Raw genomic sequence first — 16346 nt, 5'->3', positions numbered from 1 at the left:
AATCCAATCTATCCTGTCTAGCTTGATATCTAACTTTGCAACTCAGTGAGTGCAACTCGTCTACCTTCCTTCGCTGAGCGATTCGCCGCTTCCATCAACCGGGTCAATTCCATCGCCATGTTGATATTTGCGCTGTCCTCGGTATCATTTTGAATGTGTCCTACCCATTGATTGAATGCGCTTTCTACATTTTCAGCAACAGGAAGTTCGGTCCATTCCGTATACTGACCTTCCGCTACTTTCGTGCGAATCAACAATGTGGAATCCGGCGTTCCATATAACAAAGTACCCTCTGTGCCATGAACTTCAATGGTAAAAGGCGAGTGACTGTTCACAAATCCCGCTTCCACTACCCCAATAGCTCCTGTTGATGTAAAGAGTGTTGCCACTGCATTATCCTCAACTTCTTTGCCTGTAATATAACCAAAGTGTGCGCTCACATCGGTAATTGGCTGATTTAGAAACAATCTCGTTAGATACATCGGGTGACAGCCCAGATCAATCAGAGCTCCGCCTTGACAGTCATGCAGATCATAGAAGTGCTGAGGCAGCCAATCCGTGATCGCTCCATCATGGGATAATCGCGCCCTCACGTATGTAACTTGACCGAGTAATCCGCGCTCAAGCACGTCTTGAATGGTCAGCGTATATCCAGCATATAGACGAGGAAGAGAAACGGTCATTTTGACTCCGTTTGCCTGAATCTCTCTCAGAATAACATTAGCCTCCACTTGCGTCGCGGCAATGACTTTTTCGGTAAAAATATGTTTACCCGCCTTGGCAGCAGCCGTAATCACCTCTTCATGGATACGTGTAGGCGCATCTACAATTACCGCATCAATGTCATCTTGTGCCAGCATATCCGCAAGCGATGAATAAAAGGGCACGTTCAAGCGGTCAGCGGCTTCCTGCCCACGCTTCGGGTCTTCGTCCCACACGGCGGCGATTACTGTATCCTCATGTTCCTGGGCTTGCTTGATGTAATCCCATGCATGTACATGCCACAAACTGATTTTTCCAATTCGAATGGTCACGGATGTCTTCCCTCCATAGTATATAATATTCTGACAACGTATCTATAAGGTATCACATGATTTATTTATTTTTAATCGAAACTCACGACAATTCATATATAAAATTACGACATATAATATTATTAAACTATCACAGTTGCACTTTCCCTCATTCTCCTAAAATATGAAAAAGCCGCTCACAGGCGGCTTCTCATCCAACAATTAACGCTTTAAGCTCTAAAGCCTAAACTTCAGCTGACTCTGTTGATTCGTTCGGTATCACAATAGCTCGTAACCATGCGTAACAATTTTATATCCCGCTACCGTCCGATGATTATTTTCAAGCGCACCCTTCACCCGCTCCAGCACATCACTCTCATATGTGGAGACACACTCGAAGCCAGTCTGTACATGCAAATCAGCCGGATCAGCACTCAAATTGAACCAACGTGCAATCACATCTCCTGTTTCTTCTGCAATCTTCAAAGCGGAAAATGCCAGCGTCGAATTCTCGGCTTGCCAGTCCAGCCACTGTTTGCTCAGTGGTAATTTCCGTTGGCCACCTTTCATTCCATGTACAGGCTGCGCTTCTTTTTCATACGTATGAGCCAGTTCCCCAAGCTGCACCGTCGTCCACGGGATAGGATACGTGTATGCACTTGCACAAGCACCTGATTTCGCCGCATCGCCTGCAAATGGAATAATAGCATACTCCACCGCCTGAGGTCCCAGACATTGAGCCTCCGGTGTGTCGAATACACCCCAATCTCCCAATTCGGATGAAGCGCGGAGCAGCGTAACCGCAATCGTACTTCCTGCATTCTCCTGTAAAATCTCATATTCATTGAGCCCTTTGTTCGCAACCATCAGCCCGGTGCTCCCATCCGTCACATGAACAAATGCTTGCTGATGCTGTGCATTGCTCGGATTCACCCACTCCTTCGCCGGAATGTTTGGCCGTTTGGCGACTTCAAAGATGGAATCAGCATAATGATGGTCCGTGACCAGACCGGACGGGAAAAGCGCGCGTAGACGATGATCTTTGGCCTGATTGTTAAATTCGGTCTTTACCTTGACCATATTACTGCCTGCTTCCAGTGTATATGTTGTTGTGATGTTAAGAGGAACGGTATCCTGAACACGCTGAGCCTTACGCTCCGTGAACGGAACCATGTAACGTTTCTCCTGCTCAAACAGCTCATCTGCCCCAGCCGGAATGTTCCAACGCAGCACACTTTCCATTACGGCATGATAAGGGGAATGCTCCACAAGACGTAGCTCCGCCTTGAGTTGTTTAGTGGATAACGCTTGTTCGCCTTCAGGCTGACGGTACACATATTCGTTGCCGATATCCCCGGTATTTTCGTAGACGTTCAGTCCGTGATATTCTGTTCCAGAGCGTTTATCGAGCAAAGTGATCGCGCCATTCTGCTCCACACGCACTCGCAAATATTCGTTTTCCATCATGTTCGCTTCAATCTCAACGTTAACTTCAACGCCAGCCGCCTGTCTTTCTTCCTTTTCTCCGACTGGAACCAGACCATACGTCTGATAACCCAGTGCAGGAACATTCTTCGCCTGGAAAGTCACCTTAACCTTACGTGCCATATATGGCTGACGGAAGCGATCTTTCGGAAGCTCGTAACCGAAATGAACACCTAGATCAAGGATTTCGGCTACGTATATATTGCCTTCAGCATCGATCACTTGATATGTCGGTAGTACGACTTCTTCCAATTTGCGCGCAAGAGCCTGTGGATTCGGACCTTCCGGGAAAAAGGATTTATCTACGATCAGTTCTTTCTCTATGATACCGCTTCGCATCCACCCAGCCGTATTAAACACGGTGAACAACACGGCATCCTCGGCCCAAGCTTCGATATTCTGTACGTCAATGCATTCCGCAATGGCTTGCGACGTCTGGGATACCAGCTTCTCGGCGAGTTGCCGGCTCTTGGCAAACCGGGTCACCATCTCCCGATGCACCTCATCTACACTACAGCCACAGATGCTGTCATGTGGATGATTCTGCATAAGCATCTTCCAGGCATGGGTAAGCAGATGATGCGGGTATTCCTTAACCCCGGCTACATAGGCCATGGCTGCCAGGGGTTCTGCTACTTTTTCCAATAACGTCTGACCTTGCTGGTTTAACTGTTTCAGATAGATCCGTGCAGAGGCTGTATTCACCAGCGTTCCCCATCCATCCGTATGCTGACTGCGAAGCTCTCCTTCAATCGTTGCCAGATGATCAGGAACCTGCTGCGAGACTGCTGCGATATAGTCATCAAAATTGGAATGTACAAATTTTACTTCAGGGTACAGCTCGGAAGCGGTACGAAGTGCCTCAGGCAGATCCGTCTGAATAGGTTGATGATCACATCCGTTCATGAAGAGAAGATGTGGTGTTGATGCAAATTTTTCAGCTTCCTGCAGATTTTTGTCCCAGTACACTCGTGCTTTCTCCGGGTCCACAGGTACTTCCATCCCGTTACAATACCAGTTGGCAAACAGAATACCGAGCACTTCGGAGCCGTCCGGAGAACGCCAGATCATCTCCGAATAGGGAGATTCATACGCTTCTGCATCCACAACAGCGTTGTTGAATCCGGTAGGTTTTACCCCGCGCCCAAAGATCGCATTCTGGATATCCGCCTGCTCTAAAATCTGCGGGGCTTGTCCCATATTGCCGAACGAATCCGGGAAATACCCGGTTTTGGAGATGATTCCAAAAGGTTTGGCGTCCCGATGCCCTATGAGCAGATTGCGCAGGTTAGCCTCGCTACTCGTCAGAAACTCGTCCTGAAGCACATACCACGGACCAAATTGAATGCGTCCCTCACGAATGTACCGATCCAACCGCTCTTGCTGGTCTGGACGAACTTGTAAATAATCTTCCCGAATGATGGTCTGTCCGTCGAGATGAAAGTACCGATATTCCGGGTCCCGGTCGAGTGTGTCCAGCAACTTGTCCATCAGTTCAACCAGTAACACATGATGATGCTCGTATGGCATATACCATTCCCGATCCCAATGCGTGTGTGAGATCAGATGCGCTGTTTTTTGATTCGTCGTATTCGTCATATGTGTCTCCTCCTATCCCTTTGTCGCTCCACCCATACTAAATCCTTTGGACATATAACGTTGGGAGAAAATATAGAGTACTACCGAAGGCATCGTGTATAACATCGAAAATGCGGCCAATCTGCCGTATTCCACCATGCCATGACTGCCGAAGAATTGATAAATCGTGACCGATGCCGGCAGTTTTTCCGGGGTTTGAAGCAAAATGTAAGGTACAAAAAAGTTGCCCCAGCTGCCTGAAAAAGTAAAGATCGCAATGGTTGCAATGCCTGGCAGCATCAGCGGAGCAACAATGCTTCGCAAGCCTCTCCAGACCGACGCACCATCAATCCAGGCCGATTCTTCCAGATCAATTGGAACAGAATCCATGAAGTTCTTCATCATCCAGATGCCGTATGGAAGAGATGAAGCCGTCAGGAACAGCATCGTAGCAATGATGGAGTTCTGCATTTTGAAGAACAGAAACATCTGGAACACTGGCACCATCACAGCCGTAATCGGCAAAGCCGTCATAAACAGAATGGATAATAAAAAGCTTTTCTTAAACCGCATCTCGTAGCGTGACAACGGATAGGCCGCCAGCACAGATACTGCGACAACAAGTGCCGCCTGTCCTCCTGACAGAATCAGACCTACCCCGAACGAGCGCAGGTTACTTTCATCCCCAAGTACATCCTTGAAATTTTGCAGTGTCCACGTTGCAGGCATCTTGATGCCTTGCTGCGCGTTCGGATCAAAGGATGCCAGAATAATCCAAAGTAGCGGCAATAAAAAACATAGACCGAGGAAAACCAGAATACCGTACTGGATTTTGCGTTGAATACCGTGTTTGACCATCATAAGAACATGACACCTCCTTAATCCTTACACTTTTACTTTCATCGAACGGATGTAGAACAGGCTGGCGATAATGCCAATGAACAGTAACACAAGAGAAATGGCTGTTCCGTATCCGAACTGATAATTCACAAAAGCCTGATTATACATAAATATAGGCAAGGTTTGCGTAGAGGTACCCGGGCCACCGCCCGTCATCGTATAAATCAGGGTAAACACACCCAGTGTCTGCAAAGTAACCAGCATCATATTGGTAACGATTGAGCCTTTCACCATCGGAATCGTAATATGGCGAATGATCTGGAATCCGGTGGAGCCGTCAATAATAGCGGCCTCTTCTACTTCCTTCGGAATATCATCCAGTGCAGACTGATAAACCATCATGGAAAAAGCCGTTCCATGCCAGATGTTAGCGATAATGACACTCACCATGGGAAAACTGAACAGCCATGAGATCGGACTTACGCCAAACCAGCCCAGAATCTGATTCAATGAACCATTGTCACTGAAAAAGGCTACCATACAGAATGCCACGACAATTTCGGGCGTGACCCAGCCAGCAATTACGATTATGCCGATGATCCGGCGGAACGTTACATTTTTTTCTTTCATGAGTAAGGCAAGAATAAATCCGAGCACGACCTGACCGATCACTGCGGAGAAAATCAGAAATACAAGTGTACGCCATACACTGATCCGAAAGTCAGGGTCCTGGAACATGTTAATAAAGTTTTGGAACCCTACGAATTCCAGGCTTTTGGCTGCGGCACCGGTTAATGCCATATTCGTGAACGCAAAGCAGATTGTGAGCACAATCGGCACGATAAAAAACACGAGTAACAGCGTTACGGAAGGCATCAGAAACAGAAATGAGCCCGGGGCTTTTCTTTTCATACGTCACTCTCCATTCGAACCGGAAAAAGAGGAGTTTTTCGCTCCCCCTCCGAATCTATCGATGTTGTTATCCTCCCTATATAAGTTGAACCAAAGATATATTTACACGTCCACTCCGATGACAGAATGACCTTCCATTCGCTGTTACCCCCAGATTTTTTTGATTCCCTTTCCTGAAAGGAAAAATCCGGTGATAAAGGCGAGCGCTTTGCTTTTCCAGGTTCTTTCTGCCCTCTCCGTTTTTGTGTAAATGACAAGTTCAACTTCTATAGATATCTAATTCACATCTCTTGCAAGTAAACTATTTTTCTTCGATATGCTCCGCTCCAACTGCTCGGGAGACATTATCCTTGAACTGTTTGATGGCATCTTCCGGCGTAAGTTTTCCGGAGGCAATGCTCTCCACGATGCTTTGCAATTGTGCGGATACCGATGCATATTGATCATTGGCCGGACGGAAGTGAGCCACATTCAACAGCTCTTGTGCTTCCTTCGTATAAGGGCGATTCGTGTACCCTTCAACTTCTGTCGAATCGTTGCGTGGACTGAGACTGCCCTCGGCAACGACACGTGCTGTTGCGTTTTCTTTGTTCATCAGAAACTCAATAAACGTCCAGGCTGCTTCTTTGTTTTTCGCCTGAGCAGGAACGGACCACGCCCAGCCTCCAGACATTGTGGTCGCACCTGGCTCCTGTCCATTCTGTGTCGGGAACGGTGCGAAACCGATTTTTTCTTCTACATTCGGAATCGGAGCAGCTCCATTTTCCGCCCATGTAGAACCTGCCCAGCTTCCATCGACCGCCATTGCCAGCTTGCCTTGCGGAAATTGCTGCTGGAACGCAATGCTTCCTGCCTGTCCGTTAAGCGCTACTTGCATGGTTGGTCCGGTTTTGTCCTTGTTGAAGACCTGATCAATAAACTTGAAGGAATCCAGCAATCCCGGACTGTCCACAACCCATTTCTTCGTTGCATCGTCGTAGAGCGTATCTGTTGTGCCGTATAACAGCATCTCCAGCGTCTGCATCGTTACGCCTTCGCCGTTCGCTTTACCGACAATAAGATTCAGCGGCGTTACGCCAGGCAGCTTCTGCTTGATCGTGCGGGCCGCTTCCAGAACTTCATCCCAGCTTGCCGGTTTGAACGGTACAGGTAGTCCAGCTTGCTGGAACAGCTCTTTGTTATACCAGATGCCGCGTGTATCCGAAGTCGCTGGTATACCATAGATTTTGCCGTCCTCGCCAGTTACTCCGGCTTTCAGGTTGTCGATCATTTTGCCGCTCCAATCTGCCCAGCCTTTCACTTGCTCGTCCAGAGGCTCCAGGTAACCTGCAGCTGCGTCCGATTTAATAATAGAGGTATCCTCGGCAATGACGTCAGGTGCAGTATCCGGTGATTTCATCTGTAACACCATTTTGGAAGTGTAATCGCCTTCACTAGCAAGCACAGGTGCTATGTTAATCTTGATATCGGGATGATCTTTCTCAAACTGCTCGACCAGTCCGGATTTGAAAAACTTCGTAAGGGTGTCCTCCGAACCAGAGGAACGGAACGATACGGTTACTTCTTTTTTCCCATCGCTAGTCGTGCCTGTGGAAGAACTTCCACTTGAGCAGGCAGTCGTCAGAATAAGCAAAGAAGTCATCGCAGCTGCCACCGGCAGTTTCATCGAAAATTTTCTCATGTCTCGATCTCCTTTTTGTCCTATTTCTGTATGCGGAATCCGCAATAATCCATAACTAACTCGCTATATAACATGTTGGACCAGGAAAACCATGGACGGGTATACTCATGTGGATCATTCGCCGAGAAACCTTCATGCGTCAGACCTGTATCCGCATCCGTCCGCTGGATCAACTGAAGCATGTTCATTTTTTCATTCCGATCTACAGAAGTCAGTCCCTGCATAGATAAGGCGATATGCCATATATATCCTTCGGGTGTGTGCGGACTACCAATTCCGGAAGCCGAAGAACCTTCATAAAAATAAGGGTTCTGTGCGGACAATATGAACCGGCGTGTGTTCTGATAGATCTCGTCATCTTCTGTAACATATCCGAGATAGGGTAAAGATAAGAGACTTGGTACGTTGGCATCATCCATCAGGTTGTGGTTGCCTTTCCCGTCCGTTTCATACGCGTAGATCGTCCCGTATTCAGGATGCTCCACCATTCCATATTTCCGAATTCCTTCGTCAATCTGTTCCGCCAGCTTTCGAGCTGTCTCGGCCAGCACAGGTTCATCCAGTAACGCAAGTGCAATCTCCTCTACATATCGGAGAGCTACTACCGCGAACATGTTGGATGGAATCAGATATCCATATTCACATCTGTCATCACTTGGGCGGAAACCCGACCAGGTCATACCCGTATAAACGGTCTCTGTGCCTCGCCCTTCTCTTCCGAGCGTATCCGTCTCGGGGGCGTCCAGTCGCTGGAATGTATATGGAGAACGGGTCTCATGATGTTGCTCTACTTGCCATAAAGAGATGATCTCGTTGACGGCGTTACGAAACGTGGCATTAAACTGATCCGTTCTGCCTGTATTTTTCCATAGCAGATAACTGAGCTGAATTGGATACGCCAGTGAATCAATCTCGTATTTCCGCTCCCAGATCCAGTCATTCATTTCTGTAAGATCCGATTGATGTCCATTGCCACTCTCTGTTTCGTTAAAAGCGTTTGCATAAGGGTCTAACAGAATGTATCTAAGTTGCCTTTCAACCAGCCCGGCGATCATATCCGACAGTTCCTGATCTTCTGAAGCAAGCATCAGATACGGTCTGACCTGAGCCGCAGAATCCCTGAGCCACATGGCGGGAATATCCCCGGTGATGACGAATGTTGTCCCGTCTTCCTTACGCTGAATCGTCGTTGTTAATGTATTGGTAAAGCAGTTTTCAAACATCTCCACAAGCTTGGGATGGTCTGGCAAACTAGCCTTCACTTTGCCGATCATCTCCTGAATGGAAGGAGAAATGTTCTGATCTTTTCTCGTTATGTGCATGAGTCCTCCTTAAACATCAAAAGTTTAACCGCTTTCATCATCCTAAAACGAATTAAATGTTATGTCAATATATTTAATTATATAACATCATGTTATTTACATAAAATAAATCAAATGGTATGTTAACTTTTGTCATTAAAGCCAATAAGAACATATGCACAACAAAAAGAGACTTCGTCACCAAAGCCTCCGTTATATTCATCTGATCTTATCCATCTGGTGCATCGAATTCCACAAATTCAATACCCTTATTTCGGTTGAAAAACAGCACGCTCTCTTACCTGACTTGTCGAGGTTCCCTTTACGATGGACGCAGGAAGGACAACTCGCTTAACCCCGCCTAGTTCTTGACCTTGCATATGTTGCAAGACCATTTCAAACGCCTTTTCTCCCATATCAAACTGGTTCTGCTTGAGGTGGGTAATTCGCGAATACCTTTCGGTATGCGGACTGTCAAAACACAGGATGGACAGTTCTTCGGGTACACGCATATCCAACTGTTCTGCGGCCTCTAAAGCAAGTAATGCAATGTCATATTCAGCTGCAAAAACCGCTGTAATCTGCGGGTATTTTTTAAAATGCGCAACAAGCTTCTCCACGTCACGATGCTTGGCTTCAGGATCGAATTCATTCGGCAAGGACGAAAGGATAGACTCCACCCACATTTCTCGATTCACAAGTATACCCTGATCGTTGTGCGCCTCAATAAAACCTTCAATTCGTTCCTCAATGGTCGTTGTGTTCACTGGAGGCTGCGTAAGAAAAGCAATATGCTGATGCCCCAGATCGAACAAATACTTTGTACCTTCTCTTGCTGCTCTGACATTGTCCGTGCTAACCGAGGAAGCGGGAATCCCTTTAAGATATCGGTCTATCATTACAAACGGGAACTTGCCAACCACCAGTTTTAAAATCTCGTCACTAAAATATTCCCCCTGTGCAGGGAAAATAATTAAACCGTCTACCCCAAGCTCCAGCAACTCACGGATACACTGTTCCTCCTGCTCGGGAATACCGAAAGAACGTCTAAGCACAAGAAAGCTGTCATGTTTTCGTGAAGCTTCCTCCATACCATATAAAAGCTCTGTTCCATACATATCGCTGAAATTGGTAATGACCAGACCGATGAGCAGTTTACGTTCCTGCTTCTGTCCTTTGTTGGCTACAGACGTAACATCTCGTCCTAACTCATCCAAAGCGGTATCGGCCACAAATGAACCACGTCCCGGCTGTCGAACAATCAGCTGTTCATTGGCCAGCATTTCCAGCGCCTTCTTCGTTGTAATCCGGCTCACGCCGAATTCGTCACATAGTTCTTTTTCCGATGGAACACGATCACCAATTTTATATTGATGTTGCTGTATTCGTTCTCTCAACGACTCAAAGATCTGTTCATACATCGGCTTGGAAGCCGAGTCTTTCGCCAATACAAGCACCTCCATAAACACTTTACTTCATAATTCTTATACCCTAATATATCATGTTATATCATTAAAGTGAAGGAGAGATGAAAATTATTGTATGTGTGCATAGTTAAACCCCAAAAAACGGCAAGCCCTGATTCCAGGCTTACCGTTTTTTAGCAGATACTGAATTTAGCTGACAAAGCCTATATATAGCTTACAAAACTTCCATTCAGATGATGTCAAAGCATGGACAGGTTATGCCCCCTGACGGATCAGACTATGGTTCAAGACTTTCAGCGGGATTAGAGCCTGTATCGGTTGGGACCGATTTCAGGTCACTCCCTGCCTCAGCTTCCTTCTCTGGAGCAGGTTGCCCTTCTGCTTTGTTTTCTCCTTGCTCTGCATGGACAAACAATTTTCCAGCGGCTTGAGCTTCAGCCTTGTTGCCTGCGGCATCCTGTGCCCGGATCACAATGACTCCACCTTCAAGCACAAGATTAGCAGGTGTTGTGTAAGAGCCTGTGTATACACCCGGTTCTGTTTCCACCAGAGGCACCTCTCCCGCACCGTCCGCGTTTAGATTCAAAGGCAACTGAACTCGGAAAGAGGCTTGCAATCCCGGTTTGCTTTTGAACGAAACGTTGAGACTTTCCCCTGATGTAATTCGTACATCTTGGGCTGGCGTGATATCGGTAAGTTCAGGCGCTTCCGTTTCCACATAAACCTTACGTGTTACTGTCGTTTTATTTCCGGCAAGATCGGTTGCCACAATTGTGATGATGTTTTCACCTTTATTCACCAGTACGCGATGACTGAACTTTCTGTCTCTGTCAACCTGCACGGTTTGACCATTCACGGTGACTTTGTCGAGGAATTGTTCCACCACACTGCCTGTCACATGAACGACCTCGGTATTAATCCGGCTTCCTTCCGCCGGACTGACACCATTCACTTGCGGATTGGTCTGGTCAAGAATGATAATGACTGGAAGTGAACGATCTGTCGTTTTACCATTAATGACAGCTTCTGCGGTAATCACATTAACGCCCGCCCGCAGCTTTACTCCATAAGAGAATTTTCCGTTATTTACGGTTGTTGTTCCTGCAGCATCCTTGCCATTGTAAAACTTGATCTGTGCTCCAGAAGCAGGAGATGTTCCAGCGATCGTAAAGGTAGACTGATTGGTATACGTATTCGCTGGTGGTGTAAGCACCGGAGCATTCACCGGATATTGTACCACTGCGCGGATCATGTAGTTCCCCTCTTCAGCAGGGGAAGCACTCCATGCCCCGCTTACACGCTGCCAGCTACGGGTCGCATAAGTTCCATCCTCGTCCGTAGCCAGACCAGGAGCAGCTGTACCCGCTAAACTCTGGATATAAACGATGTAGAAATCACCTGTCACAATAATTGGCTCAGGGAATTCTACGGAAGTCCACTGATCGTTCCGCAGTGCCGTACCATTGAACGGTCCAGCAAGCTTTTTGCCTGGTGCTCCACCAGCACCTGATGCATCATAAACCGCGTATTGGAAAGCAGTCCCACCAGGTACAGGCCACTCCGTATTCCAGAATCGGAACGAAGCTCCCGTGACTTGAGCTGTTTCGAGCTCTGGAGTCATTCGAACGGCCCATGCATTATCAGCAGCATTAAAAGCTCTTGCATTCTCGGCTGTACCGTCGTCATAAGCAATTTCACCTGGGAAACCGATAAATGGTTTCAAAGCGATATTACTATCTACTGTGCCGTTGCCCGGAACAGTCACCGTAACTTTTTTGCTGTAATAGTCCGCCGCGCGAACCGACAATGTGTAACTTCCCTCTAACACTTGAAGCGTAAAACTTCCGTCTGCTCCTGTACGAACTTCTGCTACTTTAGCATCCTCCACAACGAGCACCGAGGCATCCGCTACCGGTTGACCTGAGCGTTCATCCTTAACCACCCCTTTGATCTGTCCATAAGGGATCGTTTCCAGGTTGAAGTTGGCTTTGGCTCCGCCACCATCTGTGATCGTCACCGTTTTCGTTTGCGGATAATAACCGTATGCCTCCGCTTTTAACGTATACTCTCCTGCAACATGTGTGAAGTTGTACTTCCCTGTTGACGAGTCTGTTTTCACAGAACGCCCGGTCTCAAGCACGGTAACCGTTGCACTAGCCCGCAGACTTTGCGGCTGAACTGAACCCGTGCCCGGTTTTTCGATAGCAGGCTCTTGTTGTTTCGTCTTATTGAATTCTGCTTTGTCTGTACGCGTAACTTTGTACCATGGATTATCATAGTCCGGTTTAGGTTTGTCACTCGAAAGCACAACGGCTTCATCCTTTGTTACCGTTGGTGTAGCAACACCCAGTACACGGAAATCATCGATAAACCAACCTGTTCTCACCACACTGTTATCCGAGGTTAATCGGAAACGGAATTGAACTTCATTCCCCGTTAGTGCATCCAGTCCATAGAAGACAGGTGTCCACTGTTTTCCGTTGGTGTTATGCGAGAATTTGCCGAGTTCTGTCCAGGTTGTTCCTCCATCTTTGGTAGCTTCGACATAACCGAAGTCATATCCACCTTCAATCTCATACCAGTGATTAAACGTAAGTGTCGCATCAGAGACATCCGTCAAATCAATCACCGGGGATACCAGCGAGTAGTTGGAACCATTCTCATACGTGTTGTCGAGATCGGTTGCCCACACATTAGGCGGGGATACCGCACTTAAAGGACCCGTTAACGGGATACCTCGCTCCCACTCATCCTTGGTTCCGGCGTGAGTCCAGCCATTATCATCGTTTCCATCAAACGAATCGATATAAATATCTTCCGGCACCTCTACGGTGATGGAAACTTCATTTGATTTCTCACTTTCGTTACCACTATAGTCACGTGCCGCCACGGTGTAATAATACGTAGTATTTGACTCCGTAGCCGTATCTGTAAATGTGGTTTTCTTCACCGTGCCGACAGCCTCATAACCGGCACTAGCCGTTTCGGAACGGTAAACCACATAAGATTCAAGATCCTCATCATTCGAACCCGTCCAGTTCAACGTTACGTTCCCCAGAATATCCGCTGTTGCAGACAAAGCTGAAGGCGTTCCTGGAGCAATATCGTCTAGTTCCTGAACGGCAAAGTCATCGATATACCAACCAGCTTTCTGAACTGAAGCATCACTGGTCAGATTAAACTGGATGAACACCTGCTGTCCGGCATAATCACGCAGATCAATGTACTGTGTTTTCCATCCACCACTCGTTCCTGTGTAACTAAGCAGTTCTTCAAATACATAGTCGTTATCTTCAGAAGCAATGTATACCTTGCCAAAATCGAGATTATTCTCAATATCATACCAATGTTTGAATGTTAACAATGCCCCTTCAGGGCTTTCTGTCAAGTCGATCGGAGGAGCAAGCAAGTACGCATTACTATTAGGCAGATACGTGCCTTGCAGATTGGTAGCAATCACTTTCTCACCTGAGTAAGCAGCCTTCGGCCCGCTTACAGGTGCCCCCCAAACCCACGTACTGCCTGTGCCGCCCGTAGTAAAGCCAAGCTGATCGGCCTCAAAGTCCTGCAAATATCCAGGTTTGACACCATTAGACACCGCAATGTTATATACCTTACTCTCAAATCCATTGTTGCCATAATCATTCACTCGAATGTAATACTCCACACCTTCTGGCTCAATCAGGAAAGCCGGAATCGTCGCAGTATACGTACCTGCTTTACTGTCTCCTTCAATCCGATTCATTGGAAGATAGACGTACTGCTTCGTGCCTTTGGTTCTGGCAAAAGCTTCGACGGAAACTACCGCTACATTATCTGTCACATGTGCCGTTAAAGGAATGTCCAGACCCCTAAACGCCGTATTTACAGGCGTGTGCTCCAGCACCGGCTCTTCCAGATCATCTCCAGCCGTAACCACTCTTCCGGAGACAGTACCGATGCCTTCGAGAACCGAACCAACCGCATCCAGTGCGTTAATGATTCCGTGACCATAGCCGTTATTCGGGGTAACCGGAAATTTGCTATCGGTTCGCGGTGTCGCCGTATCCATGATGATCTGTTCCAGCTGATCCACGTTAAGAGAGTGGTTCGCTTGAAGCAACAATGCTGCGAGCGCCGTCGTATGCGGACCTGCCATGGATGTGCCGTCCCATCCACCTTCATATGTACCTCCAGGCACGGCTGAACGAATGTTCACGCCAGGGGCGGATACTTCTGGTTTGATCTCACCATACGGGGATGGTCCCAGCAATGAGAATGAACCTAAATTGCCGTTAATATCGGTTGCTCCTGTAGCAAAACTCTCAGGATAGTTGGCCGGGTTCGCAACGGAACCAGGACCGCCCGGATTCCCCAATCGTACATTCCCTGCAGAGAATTCAGGGAAAATCTGAGCATCACGCCAAGCCTGAACCATCGGTCTAAACCATTCGTCGAGCCCTGCGCCTCCGCCCCATGAATTATTTACAACGTCCGGTGCGAGTTCAGGATGCAGATTGCCTTCGGCATCCACTGGGGCAATGAGCCATTGTCCGCCATCCAGAATAATGGCATCTGTTGTTTCCGGATTAAAAATACGCACTCCGATCCACTTTGCACCAGGTGCAACGCCGATCTTATTCGTGCCGTTCGCTTCGGAACCAACCATCGTTCCCATGGTGTGGGTACCGTGTCCGTCTGCATCAGCAGGAAGAGTCGCGCCGCTATGCGGATCGTACCAGCTTAGCTCTGGATCAACGACATTGCCTGAAGCGTCCAGACCACGCCATTTACTGCGAAGCGCAGGATGCGTGTAATCCACGCCACTGTCCAGATTGGCAACCACGATGCCTGTTCCATCAATGCCTCTCTCCCAGATCGCAGGTGCATTGATGTAATCTATATTCCATTCGACATTTTCAGTCTGTTTCTTCACCTTGGAATCCGCTTCTTTGGTTGCAGTTCCTTGTGAAGCTGACTCTTTAGCCGGTGATTGGACGGAATCCTTCGCTGGCGACACACTCGCTGGCTGCTTACTTACTTCCGCCTTATCGAGATATCGCGTTTCGTTCGGCAGAATTTTCTCTACCTCTGGCAGCAACGCAATCTGTTCCATGACTTCTTTGGTACTGGTGACCGCGAGTGAATTCACGATAAAGTAACTTTTATATTCTTTGACCTTCCCCAGGTCAATTTCCTTTTCCAGATAATTTTCAATTGAATATTGTGTCCGCGAAGCCGTTTCACGAAGGGAACTCACCACAGAGTTCCGCACAGACAGCTTGGTTGCCGAAGGTGTTTCCTTGGCAATCGTTGCCTTTTCCATCGCTTGTTTGGAGACAGCCTTGGTATCCACCTGTTCCTTCATTTTGACAAGATAGGTGACATATTCGCTACCTTCAAAGGCTTTGGTCAGTTTGGCATTCACTTTAGACGTTGAAACCTCAGCCAAGCTGGACTTCATATCGATTTTAGATGAGGATGAGTTCTGTGCAGAAACCGGAAGTGCCATTGATAATGCAAGGAGAAGCGAGAGCCCCATGGAAACGGGCTTGCGTAACGGTTTTAATTTTATCAAACTTTTCCACTCCCTTTACCCGGCTTTATTATTTGGTCTAGTACAAGTACCCTTCTCTGTGAATGAATGCAATTGTTGATTTCGTAGCGGTGTAGTGACCATCATCGGACATCTTTTACGTCACCTTACTTACTTTCTTTTCACTTCACATACGGCCTCACCTCCTTTACAGGTTTGGTTAGGGGAACATAGGGAACTGAAACATTTGGAAATTGTCCATAGGTTAAATAAATGTGAGAAAATGGCACTTTAGATAAAGGTTTTTATGTTGACTGAGGTCATCAATAATTAGTGTGGGTGTCATAAGAGAGTAACTGGGATGTCGTAAGCATTCGTGTGGAGGATATTCGGAAGTGTTCGTATAACGCTCGCCATGAAGTGGTAAGTGAATCAGTGTGATTCGTACGGGTTGATTAACAGAATACATCTTGAATTACATATAAAAGTTAAATTTAGGCTTAAATTGGATTTTATTGGTATAGTATAGTTTCAAAGTGGGAACTGCACAAGTCCTTATTTGAAAAAAATAGAAAATAAGTCTATATCATGCTT

Annotated in this window: 8 protein-coding genes; all 8 read right to left on the bottom strand. The window is 47.1% G+C overall.

The window, feature by feature from the left end; all coding sequences use genetic code 11:
* Window positions 1-29 precede the first annotated feature (29 nt).
* Window positions 30-1034, bottom strand: a complete 1005-nt coding sequence (locus H7T88_RS12100) for a Gfo/Idh/MocA family protein (protein WP_221788636.1) — start codon at window positions 1032-1034, stop codon at window positions 30-32.
* A 258-nt stretch (window positions 1035-1292) separates the two neighbouring features.
* The gene (locus tag H7T88_RS12095) at window positions 1293-4097 is read right to left on the bottom strand and encodes an alpha-mannosidase (RefSeq protein WP_221788634.1); all 2805 of its coding nucleotides are present in this window, start codon (window positions 4095-4097) and stop codon (window positions 1293-1295) included.
* Window positions 4098-4109: 12 nt separating this feature from the next.
* Window positions 4110-4934, bottom strand: coding sequence for a carbohydrate ABC transporter permease (locus H7T88_RS12090; protein ID WP_123063799.1), 825 nt, complete (start codon window positions 4932-4934; stop codon window positions 4110-4112).
* A 27-nt stretch (window positions 4935-4961) separates the two neighbouring features.
* Window positions 4962-5828 carry a carbohydrate ABC transporter permease gene (locus H7T88_RS12085; protein ID WP_090924060.1) on the bottom strand — a complete coding sequence of 289 codons (867 nt, stop codon included), beginning with the start codon at window positions 5826-5828 and terminating at the stop codon, window positions 4962-4964.
* Window positions 5829-6129: 301 nt separating this feature from the next.
* Complete coding sequence (locus H7T88_RS12080) at window positions 6130-7509, bottom strand: extracellular solute-binding protein (RefSeq protein ID WP_154958680.1); 1380 nt, start codon at window positions 7507-7509, stop codon at window positions 6130-6132.
* Window positions 7510-7529: 20 nt separating this feature from the next.
* Window positions 7530-8831, bottom strand: a complete 1302-nt coding sequence (locus tag H7T88_RS12075) for a glycoside hydrolase family 125 protein (protein ID WP_221788632.1) — start codon at window positions 8829-8831, stop codon at window positions 7530-7532.
* Between the two features lie 248 nt (window positions 8832-9079).
* Window positions 9080-10267 (bottom strand): GntR family transcriptional regulator, encoded by a 1188-nt coding sequence (locus H7T88_RS12070; RefSeq protein WP_312027616.1) that lies wholly within the window; start codon window positions 10265-10267, stop codon window positions 9080-9082.
* 247 nt (window positions 10268-10514) lie between these two features.
* A complete protein-coding gene (locus tag H7T88_RS12065) occupies window positions 10515-15794 on the bottom strand; it encodes a S8 family serine peptidase (RefSeq protein ID WP_221788630.1) in 5280 nt (1759 codons plus the stop codon).
* Between the last annotated feature and the right edge of the window lie 552 nt (window positions 15795-16346).

The organism is Paenibacillus cucumis (ex Kampfer et al. 2016) (assembly GCF_019748695.1).
Taxonomy (GTDB): Bacteria; Bacillota; Bacilli; order Paenibacillales; family Paenibacillaceae; genus Paenibacillus; species Paenibacillus polysaccharolyticus.
The sequence above is the reverse complement of the archived record's forward strand: the minus strand, read 5'-3'. Positions and strand labels throughout refer to the sequence as shown.

Bases quoted from the DNA above. Each gene is read 5' to 3' on its own strand.
- H7T88_RS12095 (WP_221788634.1), bottom strand. From the start codon at position 4,097: ATGACGAATACGACGAATCAAAAAACAGCGCATCTGATCTCACACACG.
- H7T88_RS12090 (WP_123063799.1), bottom strand. From the start codon at position 4,934: ATGGTCAAACACGGTATTCAACGCAAAATCCAGTACGGTATTCTGGTT.
- H7T88_RS12085 (WP_090924060.1), bottom strand. From the start codon at position 5,828: ATGAAAAGAAAAGCCCCGGGCTCATTTCTGTTTCTGATGCCTTCCGTA.
- H7T88_RS12080 (WP_154958680.1), bottom strand. From the start codon at position 7,509: ATGAGAAAATTTTCGATGAAACTGCCGGTGGCAGCTGCGATGACTTCT.
- H7T88_RS12075 (WP_221788632.1), bottom strand. From the start codon at position 8,831: ATGCACATAACGAGAAAAGATCAGAACATTTCTCCTTCCATTCAGGAG.